Source organism: Phenylobacterium deserti, assembly GCF_003254705.1.
Classification (GTDB): Bacteria; Pseudomonadota; Alphaproteobacteria; order Caulobacterales; family Caulobacteraceae; genus Phenylobacterium; species Phenylobacterium deserti.
Genome location: NZ_QFYR01000001.1, coordinates 297,897 through 318,270, shown reverse-complemented (window position 1 = coordinate 318,270; position 20,374 = coordinate 297,897). Strand labels below are relative to the sequence as shown.

Genomic DNA, 20,374 nt, shown 5'->3' with positions numbered 1-20,374 from the left:
GCTCGGCGGAACATCGGCGCGTCGGCCTTGTCGCGCAAGAGTTCAGTCCACGTCCAATGCGCGGGCCAGTTCCGGACGCACGTTGACCGTCGGCAGGAACTCGGGCGGACGCCAGGCCGGAAGCGCCTGTTCGAGGGCGTAGCCGAGGGACAGGATGCGCGCATCCGACCAGGCCGTGCCGATGATGGACAGGCTGACGGGGAGGCCCGAGACCTGGCCCACCGGCAGATTAAGGTGCGGGTAGCCGGCCACCGCCGCCAGCGACGTCGAGGGGCCGCTGAAGTTGTCGCCATTCACCGGATCCACCAGGGCCGCGGGCGGTCCGCCCGACATCACGATGGCTTCCACATTGGCCTGCTTCAGCATGCGGTCGATGCCCTCGGGGCCCGCGAGGCGTTTGGCGGCTGCGCGCTTGGCCTTGTACCCGGTGTCGGTGAGCGGCGGGCTCTTGTTCGCCGCCTCGAAGATCTCCTGGCCGAAGATGGCAGTTTCGGCGGGTGTTGCGGCGTTGAAGGCGATCAGGTCGTCGAGAGTGCGGGTTTTGACCGCTGCGGGGGTGGTGGCGAGATAAGCGTTGATGGCAGCCTTGAACTCGGCCTTCAACGAGGCGTCCTCGGCCTCGCCGATCTGGCTCAGCTGAGCATCGGGCAACGCCTTGACGTCCACCAGCACGGCGCCCGCTTGACGCATGGTTTCAAGCGCCTGGTCGAAAGCCGCCTGCAGCTTGGCCGATCCACCTTCTCGGCGGAGCACGCCGATGCGGGCGCCCTTCAGGGCGTTCGCATCCAGGGCGGCGAGGTAGTCGACCTTGCGGGCGTCGGCAGGCCTCGTCGTCGGGTCTGCCGGATCCGATCCCGCCATGCCGGCCAGCAGGGCCGCGGCGTCGGCGACCGTGCGTGTCATGGGACCTGCCGTATCCTGTTCGGGCGAAATGGGCACCACGTGCGTGCGGGACACCAGACCCAGCGTCGGTTTGAAGCCGACCAAGCCGTTGAACGAGGCGGGGCAGGTCACTGACCCATCGGTTTCAGTGCCGACCGCCAGGGCCGCGAAGCCGGCCGCCACGGCGGCACCGGAGCCCGAGCTCGATCCGCAGGCGTTGCGGTCAAGGGCGTACGGGTTGTGAACCAGACCGCCCATGGCGCTCCAGCCGCTGATCGACTGAGTGGAGCGGTAGTTCGCCCATTCGGACAGGTTGGTCTTGCCGATGATGACGGCGCCGGCGGCCTTCAGGCGCTGGACCAGCGGTGCGTCGCGCCCGGTGACGTTGTCCTTCAGGGCCAGGGAGCCTGCTGTCGTGGCCGTGCCGTCGTTGGATTCGATGTTGTCCTTGATCAGCACCGGAACGCCGTGAAGCGGACCGCGGATCTTGCCGGCCCGGCGCTCCGCATCCATCGCCTGGGCGTCCGCCATGGCGCGGGGGCTTATAACGATCACGCTGTTCAGCTTGGTGCCGCGGTGGTCGAGGTCGGCGATGCGGCCCAGAGCGGCGCGCACAAGCGCTTCAGAGGTCACGGCCCCCGATGTCATGGCGGCTTGCTGGTCTTTGGCCGAGGCATAGGGACCGAGAGGCTGTGCGAGCGCTCCGGTAGCAGCCGACGCAAACAATGCCGCCAGCGCGAATGTGCGAAACATGAACCCCCCAAGGCGCGATGCTCGAGAGGTTTATTGCCGCCGACCGCGTTGCGCCAGCCCCGGTTCGCTTCAGACCGCAGATGTCGTCAGAGGTGCAAACCCGCCATGCGGAGTGGCGTCGAGTTCGGCCCAATCCAGGTCTTCCACCAGCCGGTGGAACGCCTCGTCGCTGATTTCTCCCGCACGACGCAGTTCGGTCAGCCGCTCGCGCTGACAGGTCACGACGCGAAGCTTGAGTTCATCGAACGCGGTGGCGCGCTGCGGGGCTTCCTGGTCCTGGGCCACCTGGCGCTCTTCGGTGAGGATCGCCCGCAGCCGATCGGCTTCGACAGAGCTATCGCCCTCCAGCGCCGCCACAGCGGCGGTGATCAGGGCCTGCCGGCCATGCGAGACCTCGTGCTCCACCTCTGTGTCCGGCTGCAGGCCGAGGCGGGTCACCAGCAGCTTCAGCGTCAGACCCTGAATGACCAGGGTGCCGAGCACCACCACGAAGGCGGCCAGGACGATTTGGTCGCGGAACGGGAAATCCGCCGGCAAGGCGAAGGCGGTGGCGAGCGTTACGAGCCCCCGCATGCCCGACCAGGAGACCAGCAGGGCGCTGCGTGTCTTGGCGGGGCCGACGCTGGCTGCGAGCGGACCGCCCAGGAGGCGGTGCTTCAGCCGAAGCACGCTGGCGTAGGTCATGACGTAGGCGACGCGCGTGACGATCACGATCGCCAGCACCGCGCCGCTGAACGCCAGGGCTTCCGCGAGGCCGTCCCCGGCCAGGCGAGCAAGGATCGGCCGCGCCTGCAGGCCCATGAGAACGAAGGCCAGAACGTTCAGCGTGAAGACCGCGGTCTCCCAGACCGAGTAGCTGCTGACCCGATTGCGCGCGGAGGTGCGCGAGCTAGACGAATGCGACAGCGTCATCCCGTAGACGACGGTAGTGATGATGGCTGAGAGCCCTAGCCGCTCGGCCAGGATCCAGACGCCGAACGTGCCCACGAAGGTCAGGACGGTGAAGCTGGCGGGATCCTCGATCCGGGCGGTCGCGCGGTCGTACAGTCGCGCGAGTATGTAACCCGCCACCGGACTGCCGACAGCCGAGAGCGCCAGCATGGGTCCGGCATGAGACCAGGTGATGTGACCGACTGCGGCGGCCACCGCCAGGCGGTAGACCATGATTGCGGTGGCGTCGTTGAGCAGGCTTTCGCCGTCCAGCAACTGGCGCACGCGCCTGGGCAGCCGGATGTCGGACAGGATCGCTGCGGCCGCCGAAGCGTCAGGCGGCGCCACGATGGCGCCCAGCGCGATGGCCGCGGCCAGCGGCATGCCCGCCCAATGGTGAGCGAACAGCGCAACGCTTGCCACCGTCACCAGAACTGCGACCACAACAAGCGATGTCAGCGGTAGGACGTTGCGGCGGAGGTCCCGCGGCGAAGTGTCGAACGCCGAGTCCAGCAGGATGGGCGCGATAAATAAGGCGAGCGCCAGGTCCGGCTCGATCCGGATCTCGGGCCCGTTGGGCACAAGCGCGATCGCCGCCCCAGCGAGGGCCAGAAGCACCGGATAGGGAGCGTTGATCCGCCGGGAGATCGCCGTCAGCGCAACCGAGCCCAGCAGCAGGGCCAAGGTCCACTCGAAGAGTTCCATGGCGCGGCTGCCGGATCAGGATCAGGGCTGGGCGAGTGCGGCTTCGAGCGCGCGATAGCGCGCGTCCATCGCCGCCGCAGGTTCAGCCCGGCTGGAGGCGTCGATCACCATCTGCGAATAGCGCGTGCCGCCCGCGGCCGGCCACGCGGGCAACCCGGGGCCGTTCGGATCGCCCTTCTTGATGAAGTTGACGAAGTAGCCGTTCATCACCCGGGAGACCTCCCGATCCTCCGAGGTCCAGGCGTAGACCGGATTGAGGTCGAGGTTGCCCAGCGCATATTCGATCTCGGCGGAGTGCACGGCGCCTTGCGGACGCGGGGCGTCGGGCTCGGCCTTCGTCGCCGGGCGGGGGCGAGCATAGAAGTAGTAGTAGCTGGGCTGCCCTGTCGCCCGATGCAGATCGAACCACTTCCAGGTAGAGTAGGAGATGAAGCTGTCGCTCGCCAGGGTGCGGGCTGCGGCTTCCACATCGGCGTCCGAAGCGGTGGGGTAGGCGGCCAGGATCGCCGGAGCGCTTGCGCCGAAGCGTTGGCCGACGGCCTCGCGCCAGGCGGCGACCGTCACGGGACCCTTGCCAAGGATCGCTTCCGCGCCGCCTTCCTGGGAATTGGCGCCGGCCAGCAACGGCACGCGCGCCTGCTCCCCGGCCGCGTAGATCTCGCGCGGCTGGCGCGGGAAGAACCAGCCGTCGACGTTCGGACCCGTGCGCAGGTTGTTCTCGGCAGCCAGGGTCAGCAGCCGTTCGGCCGGCAGAGCGCGAAGGGCGGCGAGGTTCGGTGCTCCAACGGCCTGGCCGAACCGCACGCCCTCGGCCTCAGCTTCTGAGCGCGCGGTCAGCGGTCGCAGGCCAACCAAGCTGCCGCTTTCCCCGATCGCGCCAGCGATCAGCCCCTTCGAGAGCGGCGAGGCCATCTGAGCGCTGACGGAGAAGGAGCCGGCCGACTCTCCAGCGATGGTGATGCGGTTCGGATCGCCGCCGAACGCTTTGATGTTGGCCTTCACCCACCGCAGGGCGGCGGCCTGATCCAGCAGACCGTAGTTGCCGGAAGCGCGGTTCGGGCTCTCGGCCGTCAGCTCCGGGTGGGCGAAGAAGCCGAAGGCCCCCAGTCGATAGTTCAGCGTCACGACCACCACGCCCTTGGCCGCCGTGGCCTCGCCGTCATAGCGCAGTTCCGAACCGTCTCCGGCGCGGAAGCCGCCGCCGTAGAAGTAGACCAGAACCGGCAGCTTCTCGGTCGCTGCGCGAGCGGGCGTCCAAACGTTCAGGTACAGGCAGTCCTCGCTGACGCCCGACGAGCGGAACATCATGTCGGTGTAGAGCGGCTGCTGCATGCACTGGGCGGCAAAGGTCTTGGCGGGCCGCACGCCGCGCCAGGACTGAGCTGGCTGAGGGGCGGTCCAGCGCAGTGCGCCCACCGGCGGGCGGGCGTAGGGTATGCCGCGGAAGATCCGAACACCCGAAGCCTGACGGCCCATGCCGTCGATAGCCCCGCCTTCGACTTTAACCTGGTCGGCGACTTGGGCGACGGCGGGCGTGGCGAGGATCGCGGCGGCGAGACAGAGCGCCAGGCGGCGGGCGAGTTTCATGCAAGGCTCCGGAGCGAAGCCGTGAGGCAAGCGCGCCTTTGCGAGGAAATCAACGGCTAGACACGACAAAGGCCGCGCTTCGGGGGCGCGGCCTTCGAACGCTTGGCGGCTGAAGCTAGTGCTTCAGGACGTCCCGGGCGGCTTCCTTCAGGGAGCCGACGCCCTTCTGGACCTTGCCTTCGACGCGGTCCGCACCGCCTTCGGCTTCCAGGCGCTCGTCACCGGTCGCCTTGCCGGCGGCTTCCTTGATCGAGCCCTTGGCGTCCTTGGCGGCGCCCTTCATCTCGTCCTTGTGCATAGCGCACTCCTTCGCGATTGGGGTTGTCCCCCGTCGGCTGCACTACGTGCGAAGGCGCCGTTCGTTCCGCCCTGGACGGAACTCACTGCACAAATGCGAGCGCTTCGGCGGCCTGTGCTCCGCGCGAAGAGGGTTGCGCCAGCCCGTCGCCGTTGCGCCGCGGGCACTCGGCGGCTATCTGCTCCGCGACTTCCCCATTTAGTTATCGAGCGAGCGCGGACGCCCCATGGCGCAGCAATACATCTTCCAGATGCAGGGCCTGACCAAGGCCTACCCCGGCGGCAAGAAGGTCTTCGAGAACATCTGGCTGAGCTTCTACCCCGACGCCAAGATCGGCGTGGTGGGCGTGAACGGCTCGGGTAAGTCGACCCTGCTGAAGATCATGGCGGGCCTCGACAAGGAATACTCCGGCGAGGCCATGTGCGCCGAGAACATCAAGCGCGGCTACCTGGCCCAGGAGCCGCAGCTGGACGAGACCCTGAACGTTTGGGGCAACGTCATCGCCTGGTGCGAAGAAAAGCAGATCGTCGACCGCTACAACGAGATCGCGGCCGAACTGGGCGAGAACTACACCGACGAACTCATGGAGGAGATGACCGCCCTCCAGGAGAAGATCGACGCGGGCGACCTGTGGGACATCGACTCCCGCATCGAGATGGCCATGGACGCCTTGCGCTGCCCGCCGAACGACTGGCCGGTGGACAAGCTCTCAGGTGGTGAAAAGCGCCGCGTGGCTCTCGCACGCCTGCTGCTCTCCAAGCCCGACATGCTGCTGCTCGACGAACCGACCAACCACCTCGACGCCGAAAGCGTGGCCTGGCTGCAGCACCACCTGGAAGAATTCCCGGGCTGCGTGATCCTGGTCACCCACGATCGCTACTTCCTCGACCAGGTCACCAAGTGGACGCTGGAAATCGACCGCGGCAAGGGCATCCCTTACGAGGGCAACTACTCCGGCTGGCTGGAGCAGAAGACCAAGCGCATCGTCCAGGAGCAGTCCGAAAGCGAAGCCCGCCAGCGCGCCATGACGCGCGAACTGGAGTGGGTCCGCTCGGGCGCCAAGGCTCGCCAGGCGAAGTCCAAGGCGCGTCTCGCCCGCTATGACGAGATGGTGCGCGAGCAGGAGAGCGCTCGCCAGGCGCAGAGTTTCGCCTCGATCCAGATCCCGCCGGGCCCGCGGCTTGGCAACGTGGTGCTGGAAGCCGAGAACCTTTCGAAGTCCTATGGCGACAAGGTCCTCTTCGAGAACCTGTCCTTCAAGCTGCCGCCCAACGGCATCGTTGGCGTGATCGGCCCGAACGGCGCCGGCAAGTCGACCCTGTTTCGGATCATCACCGGCCAGGAGCAGCCGGACAGCGGGACGTTCCGCCTCGGCGAAACGGTTAAGCTGGCCTATGTGGACCAGAGCCGCGACGCGCTCGATCCCAACAAGACGGTCTGGCAGGAAGTCAGCCAGGGATTGGACATCCTCACGGTCAACAAGCGGGACATCAACACCCGCTCCTACGTGGGCTCGTTCAACTTCAAGGGCGGCGACCAGCAGAAGAAGGTCGGCTTGCTGTCGGGTGGTGAGCGCAACCGCGTCCACCTGGCCAAGACCCTGACCACCGGCGGTAACGTCATCCTGCTCGACGAACCGACCAACGACCTGGACATCGAGACCCTGCAGAACCTCGAAGAGGCGCTGGAGGAGTTCGCCGGCTGCGCCGTGGTCATCAGCCACGATCGCTGGTTCCTGGACCGTCTGGCGACCCACATTCTGGCCTTCGAAGGGGACAGCCACGTGGAGTGGTTCGAAGGTAACTTCGAAGCTTACGAAGAAGACAAGAAGCGCCGGCTGGGCGTGGAATCCCTGATCCCGCACCGCATCAAGTTCCAGAAGTTCTCGCGCTAGTCCGGACCTTCGAGTTGGATCAGAACGGCCCCGCTGCGAAGCGGGGCCGTTTTCGTATCAGCGCACGCCGCCGGTGGAGCCGCCGGTGGGAGCGCTGGACGTGCTGCCCATGCCGCCGGCCGGCTGGCCAGCCGCCGCGCCCACGCCAGACGAACTTGAGGTCGAGCCGGTCGCGCCGACGCCCGACCCGGACATCGAGCCGGTGGTCGAGCCGGACATGGAGCCGGCAGATCCCCTGCCGCTGCTCGTGCTGGTGTCGGCGCCCGTGCCCGTGCCCGTGCCCGTGCTCGCGCTGGAGCCCGCGCCGAGACCGGTGCTCGGGTTGACGCTGCCGTTAGCCGAGCCGGTGGCGCCGCCCATCGACGAGCCCACGGTCGAGCCTGCGCCGGTGTCCATGCTGCTGGAGCCCGTCATGCCCGCAGCGGCGGAGGTGTTGGCGGATGTTCCCGTTTGGGCGCCGGCCGAGCCGCTCCACCAGTCGCGGGTCGCCCGCTGGCGCGGCGTGGCCCGTGAGTAGGCTTCGAGCTGGCTGTAGGGGATCGGCTGGCTGGGGCCGATGCTGGCGCTGCTGCTGCGACTGGAACTCGACTGAGCCACGGCCTCAACGGCCGTAAGCGTCATCGCGGCGGCCGCGGCGGCCATGATGATCTTGTTCATAAGGTTGTCTCCCGAGTGATCGAGCCGCGTTCGGCGGCTTGCGGGGGAAACCTGCGGGCGCACGGCCTTGTTGCAGCTCACCGCGAAAGTTGCGGCCTCTGGAACTCGGCGCGCAAGGCTGCCGTTGTCGCGCCGAACCCCACAATTCCAAGGAGATGTCGCCATGGCCGAAGCAAGGCTGCAGGGCAAAAAGGTGGCCGTTCTCGCCACTGACGGTTTCGAGCAGGTCGAGCTCACCAAGCCGGTCGAGGCGCTGAAGCAAGCCGGCGCTCAGGTCGAGATCGTCGCTCCGAAAGGCGGCGAGATCCAGGGCTACAACCACCACGACAAGGGCGACACCGTGCCGGTGGATCGCGAGTTGGCCCAGGCCAATCCTGCAGACTACGACGCCATCGTGCTTCCCGGAGGCGTGATCAATCCGGACCAACTTCGGCTGGAGCCGAAGGCGATCGAGTTCGTGCGATCCTTCGCCCATGAAGGCAAGCCGATCGCCGCGATCTGTCATGGGCCCTGGACCTTGATCAACGCCGAGGCGGTGCAGGGCAAGACCATGACGTCCTGGCCCTCGCTGCAGGCGGACCTGAAGAACGCGGGCGCCCAGTGGGTGGACCAGGAAGTGGTTGTCGACGATGGCCTAGTCACCTCGCGCAAGCCCGACGACCTGCCGGCCTTCTGCGCCAAGATGATCGAAGAGTTCGCCGAAGGCCGTCACGACCGCCACGGTCAGGCCTGAAGATCGACAGGGCGGCGGCGCGAGGCGTCAGCCGCCCCTCGACAATCATATAAAGATATCTTTATATGGCTCGCATGACGCTTTCAGCGAGCCAGGCTGTCGATGTGCTTCGCGCCGCCGGGGAACCGACGCGCCTGCGGATCCTCGCGCTGCTCGCGCTTGAAGAGTTGGCGGTGCTGGAGCTTTGCAGGGTTCTCGACCAAAGCCAGCCACGTGTCTCACGTCATCTGAAGCTGCTCGCGGAAGCGGGCCTCGTCGAGCGCTTCCCCGATGGCGCCTGGGTCTTCTATCGCCTGACCAGCGGCGGGCCGGCCGGCGAGATCGTGGCCGAGATCCTGGGGCGCACGGACGCGGCCGACCCGGTTCTCGCCGCGGACGCCGAGAGGCTGTCGGCGGTTCGGGAAGAGCGGGCCGCCGACGCCGCGGAATACTTCGCGCGCAACGCCGCCCGCTGGGACGAGATCCGCTCCCTCTACGTGGCGGACGCCGCCGTGGAGCAGGCGATCCTCGCCGCTGTGGGCGAGGGACCGTTCCGCCGTCTGGTCGACCTGGGCTCGGGCACCGGCCGCATGCTGACCTTGCTGGCGCCTCGAGCCGAACAGGCGCTGGGTCTCGACCTGTCGCAACAGATGTTGAACATCGCACGCAACCACGTGGCGGAGGCGGGGCTGGACCGCTGCGAACTGCGCCACGGCGACATCTTCGGCACGCGTCTGCCGGACGGAAGCGCCGATCTGGTGGTGGTTCATCAGGTGCTGCACTACCTGGCTGACCCGGCTGCGGCGGTGCGCGAAGCCGCCCGCATCGTGGCGCCCGGCGGCAAGCTGATCATCGTCGATTTCGCTCCGCACGGGCTCGAGTTCTTGCGTGAGCAGCATCAGCATCGCCGCCTCGGCTTCTCCGACGCTGAGATGAAGCGTTGGCTCTCGCATGGTCCGTTCAGCGGCGTGGAGGCTCAGGCGCTGCCGCCGGTCCGCGAGGGCGGCCTGACCGTGAAGATCTGGACCGCTGCGCGCGCGTCCGACGAACAAAGGAGCGCCGCATGAGCCCCTCTGATACCGCCCTGGGACCTGTGGCGCGGGCCGGCATCGGCGGCACGCCGCGGCCGAACGTGTCCTTCGAGTTCTCGCCACCCAAAACGGCTGAGGCGGAAGCAAACCTTTGGGAGGCGATCCGCCGCCTCGCGCCGCTGAGCCCGTCTTTCGTGTCGGTGACCTATGGCGCCGGCGGCTCCACCCGCGACCGCACGCATCGCACGGTGCTGCGGATGCTGACGGAGACCGACCTCAAGCCGGCGGCCCACCTGACCTGCGTCGAAGCCTCGCGCGAGGAGGTGGACGAGGTCATCCGCGACTACTGGAACGCCGGCGTGCGCCACATCGTGGCCCTGCGCGGCGATCCGCCCGGCCAGATCGGCGGCGCCTACACGCCGCGCGCCGACGGCTACAACAACGCCACCGAACTCACCCGCGCCATCAAGGCGGTGGGCGACTTCGAGGTCAGCGTCGGTCTTTATCCGCAGGTGCACCCGGAGAGCTCCGGGATCGACCACGACATCGACGTGCTGAAGGCGAAGGTCGACGCTGGCGCGACGCGAGCGATCACCCAGTTCTTCTTCGATATCGACGGCTTCCTGCGCTTCATGGAGCGGGTGCGGAAAGCTGGGGTCGCGATCCCCATCTCTCCCGGCATCATGCCCGTGACCAACTTCAACGCCCTGAAGAAGATGGCCGGGCCGATCGGCATCGAGGTGCCGGCTTGGCTCGCCAACCTGTTCGAGGGGCTCGACAAGGACCCCGAGACGCGCCGGCTGATCGCCGCCTCCATCGCGACCGAGATGTGCGCCCGGCTGGCTGAAGAGGGCTTCGGCGACTTCCACTTCTACACCCTGAACCGCGCCGAACTGACCTACGCGATCTGCCGGGTCCTGGGCGTGCGCGAGACCCAACCTGCGCCTGCGGAGGCGGCGGCATGACCAGACAAGAACGCATCGCGGCCCTCAAGGCGGCCGCCAAGGAACGGGTGCTTATCCTGGACGGCTCCTGGGGCGTGATGATCCAGAAGCGCGGCCTCGCGGAAGACGACTACCGCGGCGAGCGGTTCAAGGACGCAGCCGGCCAACTGAAGGGCAACAACGACCTCCTGTGCATCACCCGGCCGGACATCATCGCCGACCTGCACGACCAGTACTTCGCGGCAGGCGCGGACATCTCCGAGACCAACACCTTCAGCGCCACCTCGATCGGCCAGGCCGAATACGGCATGGAAGCGGCGGTGCGCGACATCAACCTGGAGGGTGCGCGCATCGGCCGGCGCGTGGCGGACGAATGGACCGCCAAGGAGCCCGACAAGCCGCGCTTCCTGGCGGGCTCCGTCGGGCCGCTGCCGGTGATGCTGTCGATGTCGTCAGACGTGAACGACCCCGGCGCGCGCAAGGTGACGTTCGAGCAGGTCTATGCGGCCTATTCCGAGCAGATGAAGGCGCTCCACGAGGGCGGCGTCGACCTGTTCCTGATCGAGACCATCACCGACACCCTGAACTGCAAGGCGGCGATCAAGGCGATCATGGACCTGGAGGACCAGGGCTACGAGCCGCTGCCGATCTGGATCTCGGGCACCATCACCGACCGCTCAGGCCGGACCCTGTCGGGCCAGACGGTCGAGGCCTTCTGGAATTCCATCAAGCACGCAAAGCCATTCGCTGTCGGGCTGAACTGCGCCCTTGGCGCGGACCTGATGCGGCCGCATATCGCCGAGCTGGCGCGCGTCGCCGACACCCTGGTCAGCGCCTACCCGAACGCCGGCCTGCCGAACGCCATGGGCGAGTACGACGAGACGCCGCACCAGACCGGCCACCAGCTGCACGAGTGGGCCGAACATGGCCTGGTCAACATCCTGGGCGGCTGCTGCGGCACCACGCCGGACCACATCCGGCACGTGGCTGACGAGGTCCGCGGCCTTAAGCCGCGACAGATCCCCGAGCGGCCCAAGGCCATGCGCCTGGCCGGCCTTGAACCCTTCGAACTCGCCTGACATCAGAGCCCGATGCGTATCACCATCCTGTTCGGCGGCGTCAGCCGCGAGCGTCTTGTCGCCGTCGCGTCCACCCAGGCCCTAGCCGGCGCGCTGCCGGAGGCGGACCTCTGGTACTGGACGGCCGAAGGCCCCGTGCACGCAGCCAGCCGCGAGGTGCTGCTGAACCACCAGCAGCCGTTCGAGGTGACCCTGCCGGCCGAAGGCGAGCCGCTGTCGGAGACGATCGAGGGCGCGCTGGACCTCGCGGCGCGGGAGGGCCGGCTGCTGGTCCTCGGGATGCACGGCGGCCCGGCCGAGGACGGGACGCTTGCGGCGCTCTGCGAGGCGCGCGGCGTGGCCTTCACCGGCTCGGGCGCCGCGGCCAGCCGGCTCGCGTTCGACAAAGCCGCCACGAAGGTCGTGGTAGCTGAGGGTGGTGTCGCCACACCGGCCTCGATCCCGGTCGAGAGCGGCGCGGACGTGCGATCTGGCAAGCTCGCCGAAGAGCTGGCGCGGCACGGCCGTCTCGTCGCCAAGCCGGTCCGCGAAGGCTCGAGCTATGGCCTGATCTTCGTCAACGGTTCTGCGGACCTGGAGGCGTTGGCTGAAGCCGCGGACCGCGAGCCGTACCTCGTCGAACCGTTCGTCGCAGGATTGGAGTCCACCTGCGGCGTGCTGGAGAATACCGACGGCACGCTGATTGCGCTGCCGCCGGTGGAGATCCATCCGGCCGAAGGCGCCTTCGACTATGCCAGCAAGTACCTGTCGGCCGAGACGCGCGAGATCTGCCCCGCAACCTTCCCGGACGATGTTCAGGCCAAGATCAAGGACGGCGCCCTCAAAGCCCACAAGGCGGTCGGCGCCATGGGCTATTCCCGCTCCGACTTCATCGTGACGCCCAGCGGCCCGGTGTTCCTGGAGATCAACACCTTGCCGGGCCTGACCCAAGCCTCGCTCTATCCCAAGGCGCTGAAGGCGCAGGGGATCAGCTTCCGCGACTTCCTCGACATCCAGATCGCGTTGGCTGCCGCCCGCGCCGGCCAGAGCTGATGCGCCCGCTCTTCGTCAACGTCGGTGAGCGGACCAACGTCACCGGCTCTGCCAAATTCCGCAAGCTGATCGCCGAGGGGCACTACCCCGAGGCCCTGAGCGTTGCCCGCCAGCAGGTGGAGGCCGGCGCGCAGGTCATCGACGTCAACATGGACGAAGGCCTGCTGGACTCAGTGGCCGCCATGCGGACCTACCTGAATCTGCTGGCGGCTGAACCCGATATCGCCCGCGTGCCGGTGATGGTCGACAGCTCCAAGTGGGAGGTGATCGAGGCCGGGCTGCAGTGCGTCCAGGGCAAGGCGATCGTCAATTCGATCAGCCTGAAGGAAGGCGAGGCCAAGTTCATCGAGCAGGCCAAAGCCTGCTTGCGCTACGGCGCGGCGGTGGTGGTCATGGCCTTCGACGAGGTCGGCCAGGCGGACACCGAAGCGCGCAAGTTCGAGATTTGCGAGCGGGCTTACCGCATCCTGGTGGACCGGGTGGGCTTCCCGCCCGAGGACATCATCTTCGACCCCAACATCTTCGCCGTGGCGACGGGGATCGAGGAGCACGACAACTACGCCGTCGACTTCATCGAGGCGACGCGACGGATCAAAGCCAACCTGCCGTACGCGCGGGTGTCGGGCGGCGTCTCGAACGTTTCGTTCTCGTTCCGCGGCAACGAGCCGGTGCGGCGGGCGATCCACTCGGTGTTCCTGTACCACGCCATCAACGCCGGCATGGACATGGGCATCGTCAACGCCGGCGACCTGCCGGTCTATGACGACATTGAGCCCGAGCTGCGCGAGGCCGTCGAGGACGTGATCCTCAACCGCAAGCGCGCCGACGGCCGCTCGCCCACCGAAGTGCTGGTCGACCTCGCGCCCAAGTACAAGGGCGGCAAGGGCGAGGGCGCCAAGGGTCCGAACCTCGCCTGGCGCGAAGCTTCTGTTGCCGAGCGGCTGAAGCACGCCTTGGTCCACGGCGTCACCGACTACATCGAGCAGGACACCGAAGAGGCGCGCCAGCAAGCCGAGCGACCGCTGCACGTCATCGAAGGCCCGTTGATGGACGGCATGAACGTCGTCGGCGACCTCTTCGGCGCGGGCAAAATGTTCTTGCCTCAGGTGGTGAAGTCCGCCCGCGTGATGAAGCAGGCCGTCGCCTACCTGCTGCCGTTCATGGAAGCCGAGAAAGAAGGCCAAGAGCGCCAGAGCGCCGGCAAGATCCTGATGGCGACGGTGAAGGGCGACGTCCACGACATCGGCAAGAACATCGTCGGCGTGGTCCTGCAGTGTAACAACTACGAGGTCATCGACCTCGGCGTCATGGTTCCGGCCGATCGCATCCTCGATGAGGCGCAGGCCCACAACGTCGACATCGTCGGCCTGTCGGGCCTGATCACGCCGAGCCTCGACGAGATGGTGTTCGTGGCCAGCGAGATGGAGCGGCGCGGCTTCAAGGTCCCGCTGCTGATCGGCGGCGCCACGACGTCGAAGACCCACACGGCCGTGAAGATCTCGCCGCAGTACAAGAGCGGTCCAACCACCTATGTGCTGGACGCCAGCCGAGCGGTGGGCGTGGTCTCCAACCTGTTGTCGCCCACCGAGCGCACGCGATTCGTGGCGGCGACGGAAGCCGACTACGCCAAGGTGCGCGAGCAGTTCGCGCGAGGGCAGGGCAATCGCGCCCGCGCCAGCCTTGAGGAGGCGCGCGCCAACGCCTTCACGCCCGATTGGACGATCTACGATCCGGTGAAGCCGAGCTTCCTGGGCACGCGGACCTTCGCGCCCTACGACTTGAACGAGCTGGCCCGTCACATCGACTGGTCGCCGTTCTTCGCCAGCTGGGAGCTGGTGGGCCGTTTCCCGCAGATCCTCGACGACGACGTGGTCGGCCAAGCAGCGCGGGACCTATACGCCGACGCCGAACGCATGCTGGCGCGGATCATCCAGCAGGGCTTGCTGGAGGCGCGTGGCGTCGTCGGTTTCTGGCCGGCCAACGCCGATGGCGACGACATCGTGCTGTACACGGATGAAGGCCGCAGCACTGAGCTCACCCGCCTGCACACTCTGCGCCAGCAGATGATCAAGACGGGCGAGCAGGCGAACCTCGCCCTGGCCGATTTCATCGCGCCGGTTGGGACCAAGCCGGACTGGATCGGCGGTTTCGCGGTGACCTCCGGGCATGGCGAGCTGGAGCTGGCGAAACAGTTCAAGGACGCCGGCGATGACTACTCGGCGATCCTGTCCACCGCGCTGGCCGACCGCCTGGCCGAGGCCTTCGCCGAGGCCCTGCACCGCAAGGTCCGCACCGAACTGTGGGGCTATGCGCCCGACGAGGTGTTCGACATCGACGCCCTCATCGGCGAGCAGTACCGCGGCATCCGTCCGGCCCCTGGCTATCCTGCCCAGCCTGACCACACGGAGAAGGCGACGCTGTTCAAGCTCCTGGACGCCACGCCGGCGACCGGAATGGAGCTGACCGAGAGCTTCGCCATGACGCCGCCGGCGGCGGTCTCCGGCCTCTACTTCGCGCATCCAGAGGCGCACTACTTCGGGGTCGGCCGGATCGAGAAGGATCAGGTCGAAGACTATGCTCGTCGCAAGGGCTGGGATGTGCGCACGGCCGAGCGTTGGCTGGCGCCGATTCTGAACTACGACCCGGCTTAAGCGCTTGTGACCTGCAGCGGAGCAGCCGAGGCTGCTCCGAGGGATCAGGAGCGTCGATGGACCAGGAGCCGGTCGGGGTTTTCGTGCTGACGGTTCGCGCTAAGGCCGGACCGCGCAACAGCGAACCGGACGGCAAGCGCTACGACATCCTGCTGTTCGCCCGTGGCGAGACGGAGGAGTCGGCCCGGGCCGCCGGCGCCGCCGCCCTCGATGACCGCGGCTGGGACGAAGCGCAGATCCTCCGCGCCGGCGAGATCGTCGACGCCGGCGCTGTGCCCGAGGACCTGCGCGGCGTCATGCAGCGGGCCCTCCGCGACGGCTCTGCGCTGATCGTCTACGAGGACTGAGCCCCGCCCTCCTGCGCAATCGTGCGCAGGGCCCGTTCGAACGCGTCGGCCGGCTGCCCGCCCGAGATCAGGTACTTGTCGTTGATGATGAAGGCTGGGACGGCGCTGATGCCGGCTTCCCGCCAGAACCGTTCCGCCTGCCGAACCTCATCGGCATATCGTCCGGTGTCCAGCACCTGGCGAGCTTCGGTCGGATCGAGCCGCGCCACAGCGGCGGCTTCAACAAGCGCGTCCGAGGCGCCGGGATCCTTGCCGTCGGTGAAGTAGGCGGTGAACAGAGCGTGCTTCAGCGCCCGCTGTTCACCCTTCAACCCGGCCCAGTGCAGCAAGCGGTGGGCGTCGAAGGTGTTGTAGATCCGGCTCTGGTCGCTCATCGCCATGACGAAGCCTACCTCGGCAGCGCGGGCGCGGATCATCTCACGGTTCTTCGCGGATTGCTCAGGCGTCGAGCCGTACTTGCGGCCAATATGCTCGACGATGTTCTCGCCGCCCGCCGGCATGTCGGGGTTGAGCTCGAAGGGCTGGAAGCGGATCTCAGCCTGCACGTCGTCGCCGACCCGCCGCAAGGCTTCCTCCAACCCGCCCACACCGATCACGCACCAGGGGCAGGAGACATCGGAAACGATGTCGATCGTCATGGTCTGGGTCATCTGCTGCTCCTGTGGCTGGGCGGCATATAGGGAGGCCGATCTCAAAAGGCACTTTTCACAGGACCGTCATCGGCGGGTCGCGCCGCCTTCGCATCCTGCCTCTAGCCCGCGCCCTCACATCCAACGGGGGAGCGGTACATGTTCCAGCTTACAAACGGCGGCCGCCTGGCCGCGCTTCTGCTTGCGTCCACCGCTCTCGCCAGCCCGTCTTTCGCCGAAGAGCTCGATCAGGCGAACCCGACGGTCGACGAACTGGTCGTCACTGGCCAGCGCGAAGCGCAACGCAAAGCCATCGAGGTGAAGCGCGACGCTTTCACGGTGACGGACTCGGTGTCGGCGGACGACATCGGCAAGCTGCCGGACCACAACACGGCCGCAGCGCTGCGCCGTATCCCCGGCGTTTCCGTCATGGAAGACCAAGGCGAGCCCCGCTTCCCGACCCTTCGTGGCCTGACCTCGACCTATAATCGCACCACCATCGACGGAGCGACCGTCGCCAGCGTCGACTCCGCCGGCCGGACAGTGCCGCTCGATATCGTGCCGTCCGTGATGGCGGGGCGTATCGAGGTGGTGAAGACGGTCACGCCGGACATGGACGCCAACGCCATCGGCGGCGTCATCAACGTGGTCACACGCTCTGCCTTCGACGCGCGCGGGCCGTTCCTGTCCGCCATGGGGTCTTACGGAAAGTTCGAGCAGCACGGGGACGTGCGCAATGACGACCCTGCCTACCGGCTGAGCTTCGCCGCTGGCACGCGGTTCGGTCCGGACGAGCAATTCGGCATCGTGATCGGCGGCAGCCTCGAACAGCGCGACTACGACATCCCGCAGGTGGAGTCGGCCAATCCTTCGATCCGCGAATACACGGCTGCAGGCGCTCCGGTGGATTCCGGCGATCCGCGCGGCAACGCCATCCAGGTGCCGTTCCAGCAGCGGCTGTTCTGGTACAACAACACCAAGCAGCGGAAGGGCGTGAACGGGAAGATTGAGTGGCGTCCGAATGAGGACTTCCGCATCGACGCTTCGGCCATCTACGCCACCATGGAAGACGACGAGCAGCGGATCGAGAACCGTCTCGAGCCGCTGGGCAACGTTTCCAACCAGACGCAGACCTCCGGCACGTTCTTGCGCGGCCGCAACATCATCCACATCAACCGGCCGATCACGACCCGCTCGCTGGGCATCGTGCGCAGCGATTTGGAGTGGCATGCCAACCCGCGGACGGTGGTGACGGGCGGCGTCGCCTACTCCAAGTCCAAGCTGGAGGAAGACAACACCAGCGACGAGTTCCGCACCAACGATGCACAGGGTGCGAACTACGGCTTTAACTACGACACCAGCCAGTTCTTCTTCCGCTTCATCCCGTTGAATGAGGCGGCGGTGCGCAACCCGGCGAACCACCTGTTCAACAACCACCGCATCGCGCTGAGCGTGGCGGATGAAGAGGTGACCCAGGCCCACGCCGACGTGGCATTCGACACCGGCTGGTTGGACGACAGCCTGACCCTGAAGTTCGGCGCCGCGGGCCGGAGCACGCTCAAGAGCGTCGACGCCGACCAGGCGACCTACACCGCTCGGTCGGGCTTCATCTACACACTGGCGCAGGTGGCCGAGGAAGGGCCCGAAGAGCTGATCCAGGGCGTGTACCGCCTGAATCCGCGCATCGGTGATCGCGCCGCGATCGACTTCTTCAACGCCAACCGCTCCAGCTTTGTTGAGAGCCTCAACAACGTGGCTTCGGACTTCAAGGTGAGCGAGGACGTGGCGGCGGCCTATGCCCAGTTCATCTTCGAGCGAGGCCCTCTGACCGTGATCGGCGGCTTGCGCTACGAGCGGACAGAGGTGGACACCAGCTCGACACGGGCACTGAACGGCGGCTTCTCGCCCGTCAGCGCCTCCGGCTCCTACGACAACTGGTTGCCGGGCCTGCACCTGAAGTACGCGCTGCGTGACGACCTGATCGTGCGCGCAGCTTGGACCAACACCATCGGCCGTCCGAACTTCGCCGACATCACGGCTCGCGAGGCGATCACGTTCAGCGGCAGCCAGGCGGTCCTCAGCCGGGGCAACCCGAACCTGAAGCCGCGGGAGAGCGAAGGCTTCGATCTCTCGGTGGAGTTCTACCCGCGCGACGGATTGCTGGCCTTGGGCGTGTTCCGCAAGAACATCGAGAACGAGATCTTCACGCTGAACTCCGTGGAGCAGATCGACCTCGGAATCGGCCGAGGCCCGGAGCCGGTTTCGGTGAGCGCGCCGCGCAATGCCCAGCCGGCGACGATCAACGGCTTGGAGATCGCCTGGCAGCAAGCGCTGACCATGCTGCCGCAGCCGCTGGACGGCTTCGGTTTCAACCTGAATGTCACGCTGCTGGATTCGGAGTTCATGTTCGTTACCGACACCGGGGCACGGGAAACCGGCTTCTTCCAGCAGCCGGACATCGTGACCAACGAGTCGATCTACTACCAGCGTGGTCCGCTGGAGGCGCGGATCTCGCACAACTACATCGGCGGGTTCCTGGAGACGGTGAACGCGGTGCCGAACGCCGATCAGTACTGGAAGGGGCGGCACAGCTTCGACGCCAACGTCAGCTGGCGGATCAATGACCACTTCACCGTGTTTGCAGAGGGCGAGAACCTGTCGAACTCCGGCCGGCAGGAAAACACCGGTCCGTTCCGCCGCAATCTGCAAGAGTCGGCTGAGTACGGGCGCACCTACTGGGTCGGCCTGCAGGCGAGCTTCTGAGCCATGCGCCTCTGCATCCTGATCCTGGCCGGCCTGCTCGCAGCCACTGCCGCGGCAAGCGCGGTTGAGCCGCCGATCGACGCGGGAAAGGCCGAGGTGGTCCGCCGCTACCCAGCTCCCGAAGCACGCCAAGGCGTTGCGGTGGATCGCGACCACATCTACGCGGTCGCGAACTGGACTATCGCCAAGTACGACAAGAAAACGGGCGCGAAGCTGGCCGAGTGGAAAGGAGACCCGCAGCGGTTTCCGCACATCAACTCGTGCACGGTGATCGCCAAGGAGCTGGTCTGCGCCAGCTCCAACTTTCCCGCCGTTCCTCACTGGAGCGCGGTCGAGATATTCGATCCCAAAACCCTTCAGCACCGACGTACCGTGCCGCTTGGCCCCGGAACGGGCTCGGTGACCTGGATCGAGCGGCGAGATGGCGCCTGGTACGCGGCCTTCGCCAACTACGATGGCAAGGGCGGCGAGCCGCCGCGGGATCATCGCCACACCGCCTTGGTGAAGTTTGATGATCAGTGGCGGCGTGTGGGCGCGTGGAGCTTCCCTGAAACCGCGCTGGCCCGCTTCGCCCCGATGAGCTCGTCTGGGGGCGGGTTCGGACCGGACGGGCGGCTCTGGGTCACCGGCCATGACCATGGCGAGCTCTACATCCTCGCATTGCCGTCCGACGGGGGCGCTGTGCTCGAGCATCTGGCGACGGTCCAGGCTCCAGACATCGAGGGGCAGGCGATCGACTGGGACGAGAGCGAGCCCGGAATGATCTACGGCATCAGCCGCTCTCGGCGCGAGATTGTGGCCCTTCGGGTCCGGTCCCCCGGCCGGTAAGCCACCGCCCAGGAGGACGGCGGCCCCGGCTCAGCGGGCGAGTTCCAAAATGTCGAGGGTCGACTCCTGCTTAGGGTAGGGCAAGACCAGCCGGTACCGCTGCGCGCCGATGCGTTCGAAGACGCCGATCTGGTCGCGCTCGTCATTGTCGCCGTAGCGCACCGGGCCTTCGTCACCCCAGGCGACGGCTCCCAAATAGACCTGTCGCCGACGGGTGTCGGGATAAAGGTGGCCCATCGGGCGTTGCGAGCCGGTCGTTTTGCTGAGGATCAGGTCGCCGCCTGGTGTCAGTTCGACCCGGCAGCGGAACCAGCCATAGGTGATCAGGCCTGAACTCGGGGCGGCGCCCTTCAGTCCGAGCTTTAAGGTGCGGCAGCGGTAGGCGCCCGGTGTGGGCTCAGGGCGCACAAGCGCCGCATCAGGCCTGACCACGGCGCCCAGCCCGCGCAGCTGTTGCGGCGAGGCGTGGCTAAGGGCCTCGCGCCAGGCCTGATCGAGGCGTGCCAGTCGGGCCAAGTCTGCGGGGCGGGCATCCTGCCGATATTCCGCCGACGCGGCTGAAGCAGCTGCGGGAATGGCGATGCAGATTGCGAGAGCGGCTGCGGCGGCGTTCATGCGGAGCTCCGATCGAGTTGGTCGAAGGTTGCCCCGC

At 67.1% G+C, this 20,374-nt stretch carries 17 protein-coding genes; 10 read left to right on the top strand and 7 right to left on the bottom strand.

The window, feature by feature from the left end; genetic code table 11:
* Nucleotides 1-42: 42 nt before the first annotated feature.
* The 4 genes from DJ018_RS01610 to DJ018_RS01595 form a co-directional block, all read right to left on the bottom strand.
* Nucleotides 43-1,635: an amidase gene (locus tag DJ018_RS01610; protein WP_111513053.1), complete on the bottom strand. Its 1,593-nt coding sequence runs from the start codon at nt 1,633-1,635 to the stop codon at nt 43-45.
* A 69-nt stretch (nt 1,636-1,704) separates the two neighbouring features.
* Entirely contained in the window at nt 1,705-3,270 is a 1,566-nt protein-coding gene (locus tag DJ018_RS01605) for a cation:proton antiporter (protein ID WP_111513052.1), read from the bottom strand.
* A gap of 21 nt (nt 3,271-3,291) precedes the next feature.
* A complete protein-coding gene (locus DJ018_RS01600) occupies nt 3,292-4,857 on the bottom strand; it encodes a carboxylesterase/lipase family protein (protein WP_111513051.1) in 1,566 nt (521 codons plus the stop codon).
* 115 nt (nt 4,858-4,972) lie between these two features.
* Entirely contained in the window at nt 4,973-5,155 is a 183-nt protein-coding gene (locus DJ018_RS01595) for a CsbD family protein (protein ID WP_111513050.1), read from the bottom strand.
* A 226-nt stretch (nt 5,156-5,381) separates the two neighbouring features.
* Here DJ018_RS01595 and ettA point away from each other — a divergent pair, with 226 nt between their 5' ends.
* Entirely contained in the window at nt 5,382-7,049 is a 1,668-nt protein-coding gene (ettA, locus tag DJ018_RS01590) for an energy-dependent translational throttle protein EttA (protein WP_111513049.1), read from the top strand.
* 57 nt (nt 7,050-7,106) lie between these two features.
* Here the strand turns inward: ettA and DJ018_RS18925 are convergent, their stop codons facing one another.
* Nucleotides 7,107-7,706 carry a hypothetical protein gene (locus tag DJ018_RS18925; RefSeq protein WP_133254197.1) on the bottom strand — a complete coding sequence of 200 codons (600 nt, stop codon included), beginning with the start codon at nt 7,704-7,706 and terminating at the stop codon, nt 7,107-7,109.
* A gap of 163 nt (nt 7,707-7,869) precedes the next feature.
* On the opposite strand from DJ018_RS18925, the gene DJ018_RS01580 reads away from it, so the two are divergent.
* The 7 genes from DJ018_RS01580 (at nt 7,870) to DJ018_RS01550 (ending at nt 15,502) form a co-directional block, all read left to right on the top strand.
* On the top strand, nt 7,870-8,439 hold the full coding sequence (locus DJ018_RS01580; protein WP_111513047.1) for a type 1 glutamine amidotransferase domain-containing protein: 570 nt from the start codon (nt 7,870-7,872) through the stop codon (nt 8,437-8,439).
* Nucleotides 8,440-8,513: 74 nt separating this feature from the next.
* The gene (locus tag DJ018_RS01575) at nt 8,514-9,485 is read left to right on the top strand and encodes a metalloregulator ArsR/SmtB family transcription factor (protein WP_111514620.1); all 972 of its coding nucleotides are present in this window, start codon (nt 8,514-8,516) and stop codon (nt 9,483-9,485) included.
* Entirely contained in the window at nt 9,482-10,414 is a 933-nt protein-coding gene (gene metF, locus DJ018_RS01570) for a methylenetetrahydrofolate reductase [NAD(P)H] (protein WP_111513046.1), read from the top strand. The genes DJ018_RS01575 and metF overlap by 4 nt, the downstream gene beginning before the upstream one ends.
* Nucleotides 10,411-11,472, top strand: coding sequence for a homocysteine S-methyltransferase family protein (locus tag DJ018_RS01565; protein WP_111513045.1), 1,062 nt, complete (start codon nt 10,411-10,413; stop codon nt 11,470-11,472). The genes metF and DJ018_RS01565 overlap by 4 nt, the downstream gene beginning before the upstream one ends.
* A 12-nt stretch (nt 11,473-11,484) precedes the next feature.
* Nucleotides 11,485-12,504 (top strand): D-alanine--D-alanine ligase family protein, encoded by a 1,020-nt coding sequence (locus tag DJ018_RS01560; RefSeq protein WP_111513044.1) that lies wholly within the window; start codon nt 11,485-11,487, stop codon nt 12,502-12,504.
* On the top strand, nt 12,504-15,155 hold the full coding sequence (gene metH / locus DJ018_RS01555; protein WP_111513043.1) for a methionine synthase: 2,652 nt from the start codon (nt 12,504-12,506) through the stop codon (nt 15,153-15,155). The genes DJ018_RS01560 and metH overlap by 1 nt, the downstream gene beginning before the upstream one ends.
* A 56-nt stretch (nt 15,156-15,211) precedes the next feature.
* A complete protein-coding gene (locus DJ018_RS01550) occupies nt 15,212-15,502 on the top strand; it encodes a hypothetical protein (protein WP_111513042.1) in 291 nt (96 codons plus the stop codon).
* Here the strand turns inward: DJ018_RS01550 and DJ018_RS01545 are convergent.
* Nucleotides 15,490-16,152: a DsbA family oxidoreductase gene (locus DJ018_RS01545; protein WP_111513041.1), complete on the bottom strand. Its 663-nt coding sequence runs from the start codon at nt 16,150-16,152 to the stop codon at nt 15,490-15,492. The genes DJ018_RS01550 and DJ018_RS01545 overlap by 13 nt on opposite strands.
* A gap of 138 nt (nt 16,153-16,290) precedes the next feature.
* On the opposite strand from DJ018_RS01545, the gene DJ018_RS01540 reads away from it, so the two are divergent.
* The gene (locus DJ018_RS01540) at nt 16,291-18,894 is read left to right on the top strand and encodes a TonB-dependent receptor (RefSeq protein ID WP_111513040.1); all 2,604 of its coding nucleotides are present in this window, start codon (nt 16,291-16,293) and stop codon (nt 18,892-18,894) included.
* 3 nt (nt 18,895-18,897) lie between these two features.
* Nucleotides 18,898-19,722: a YncE family protein gene (locus DJ018_RS01535; protein ID WP_111513039.1), complete on the top strand. Its 825-nt coding sequence runs from the start codon at nt 18,898-18,900 to the stop codon at nt 19,720-19,722.
* Nucleotides 19,723-19,752: 30 nt separating this feature from the next.
* Here DJ018_RS01535 and DJ018_RS01530 read toward each other — a convergent pair whose 3' ends face one another.
* Nucleotides 19,753-20,337 carry a DUF4893 domain-containing protein gene (locus DJ018_RS01530; protein ID WP_111513038.1) on the bottom strand — a complete coding sequence of 195 codons (585 nt, stop codon included), beginning with the start codon at nt 20,335-20,337 and terminating at the stop codon, nt 19,753-19,755.
* Nucleotides 20,338-20,374: the final 37 nt, after the last annotated feature.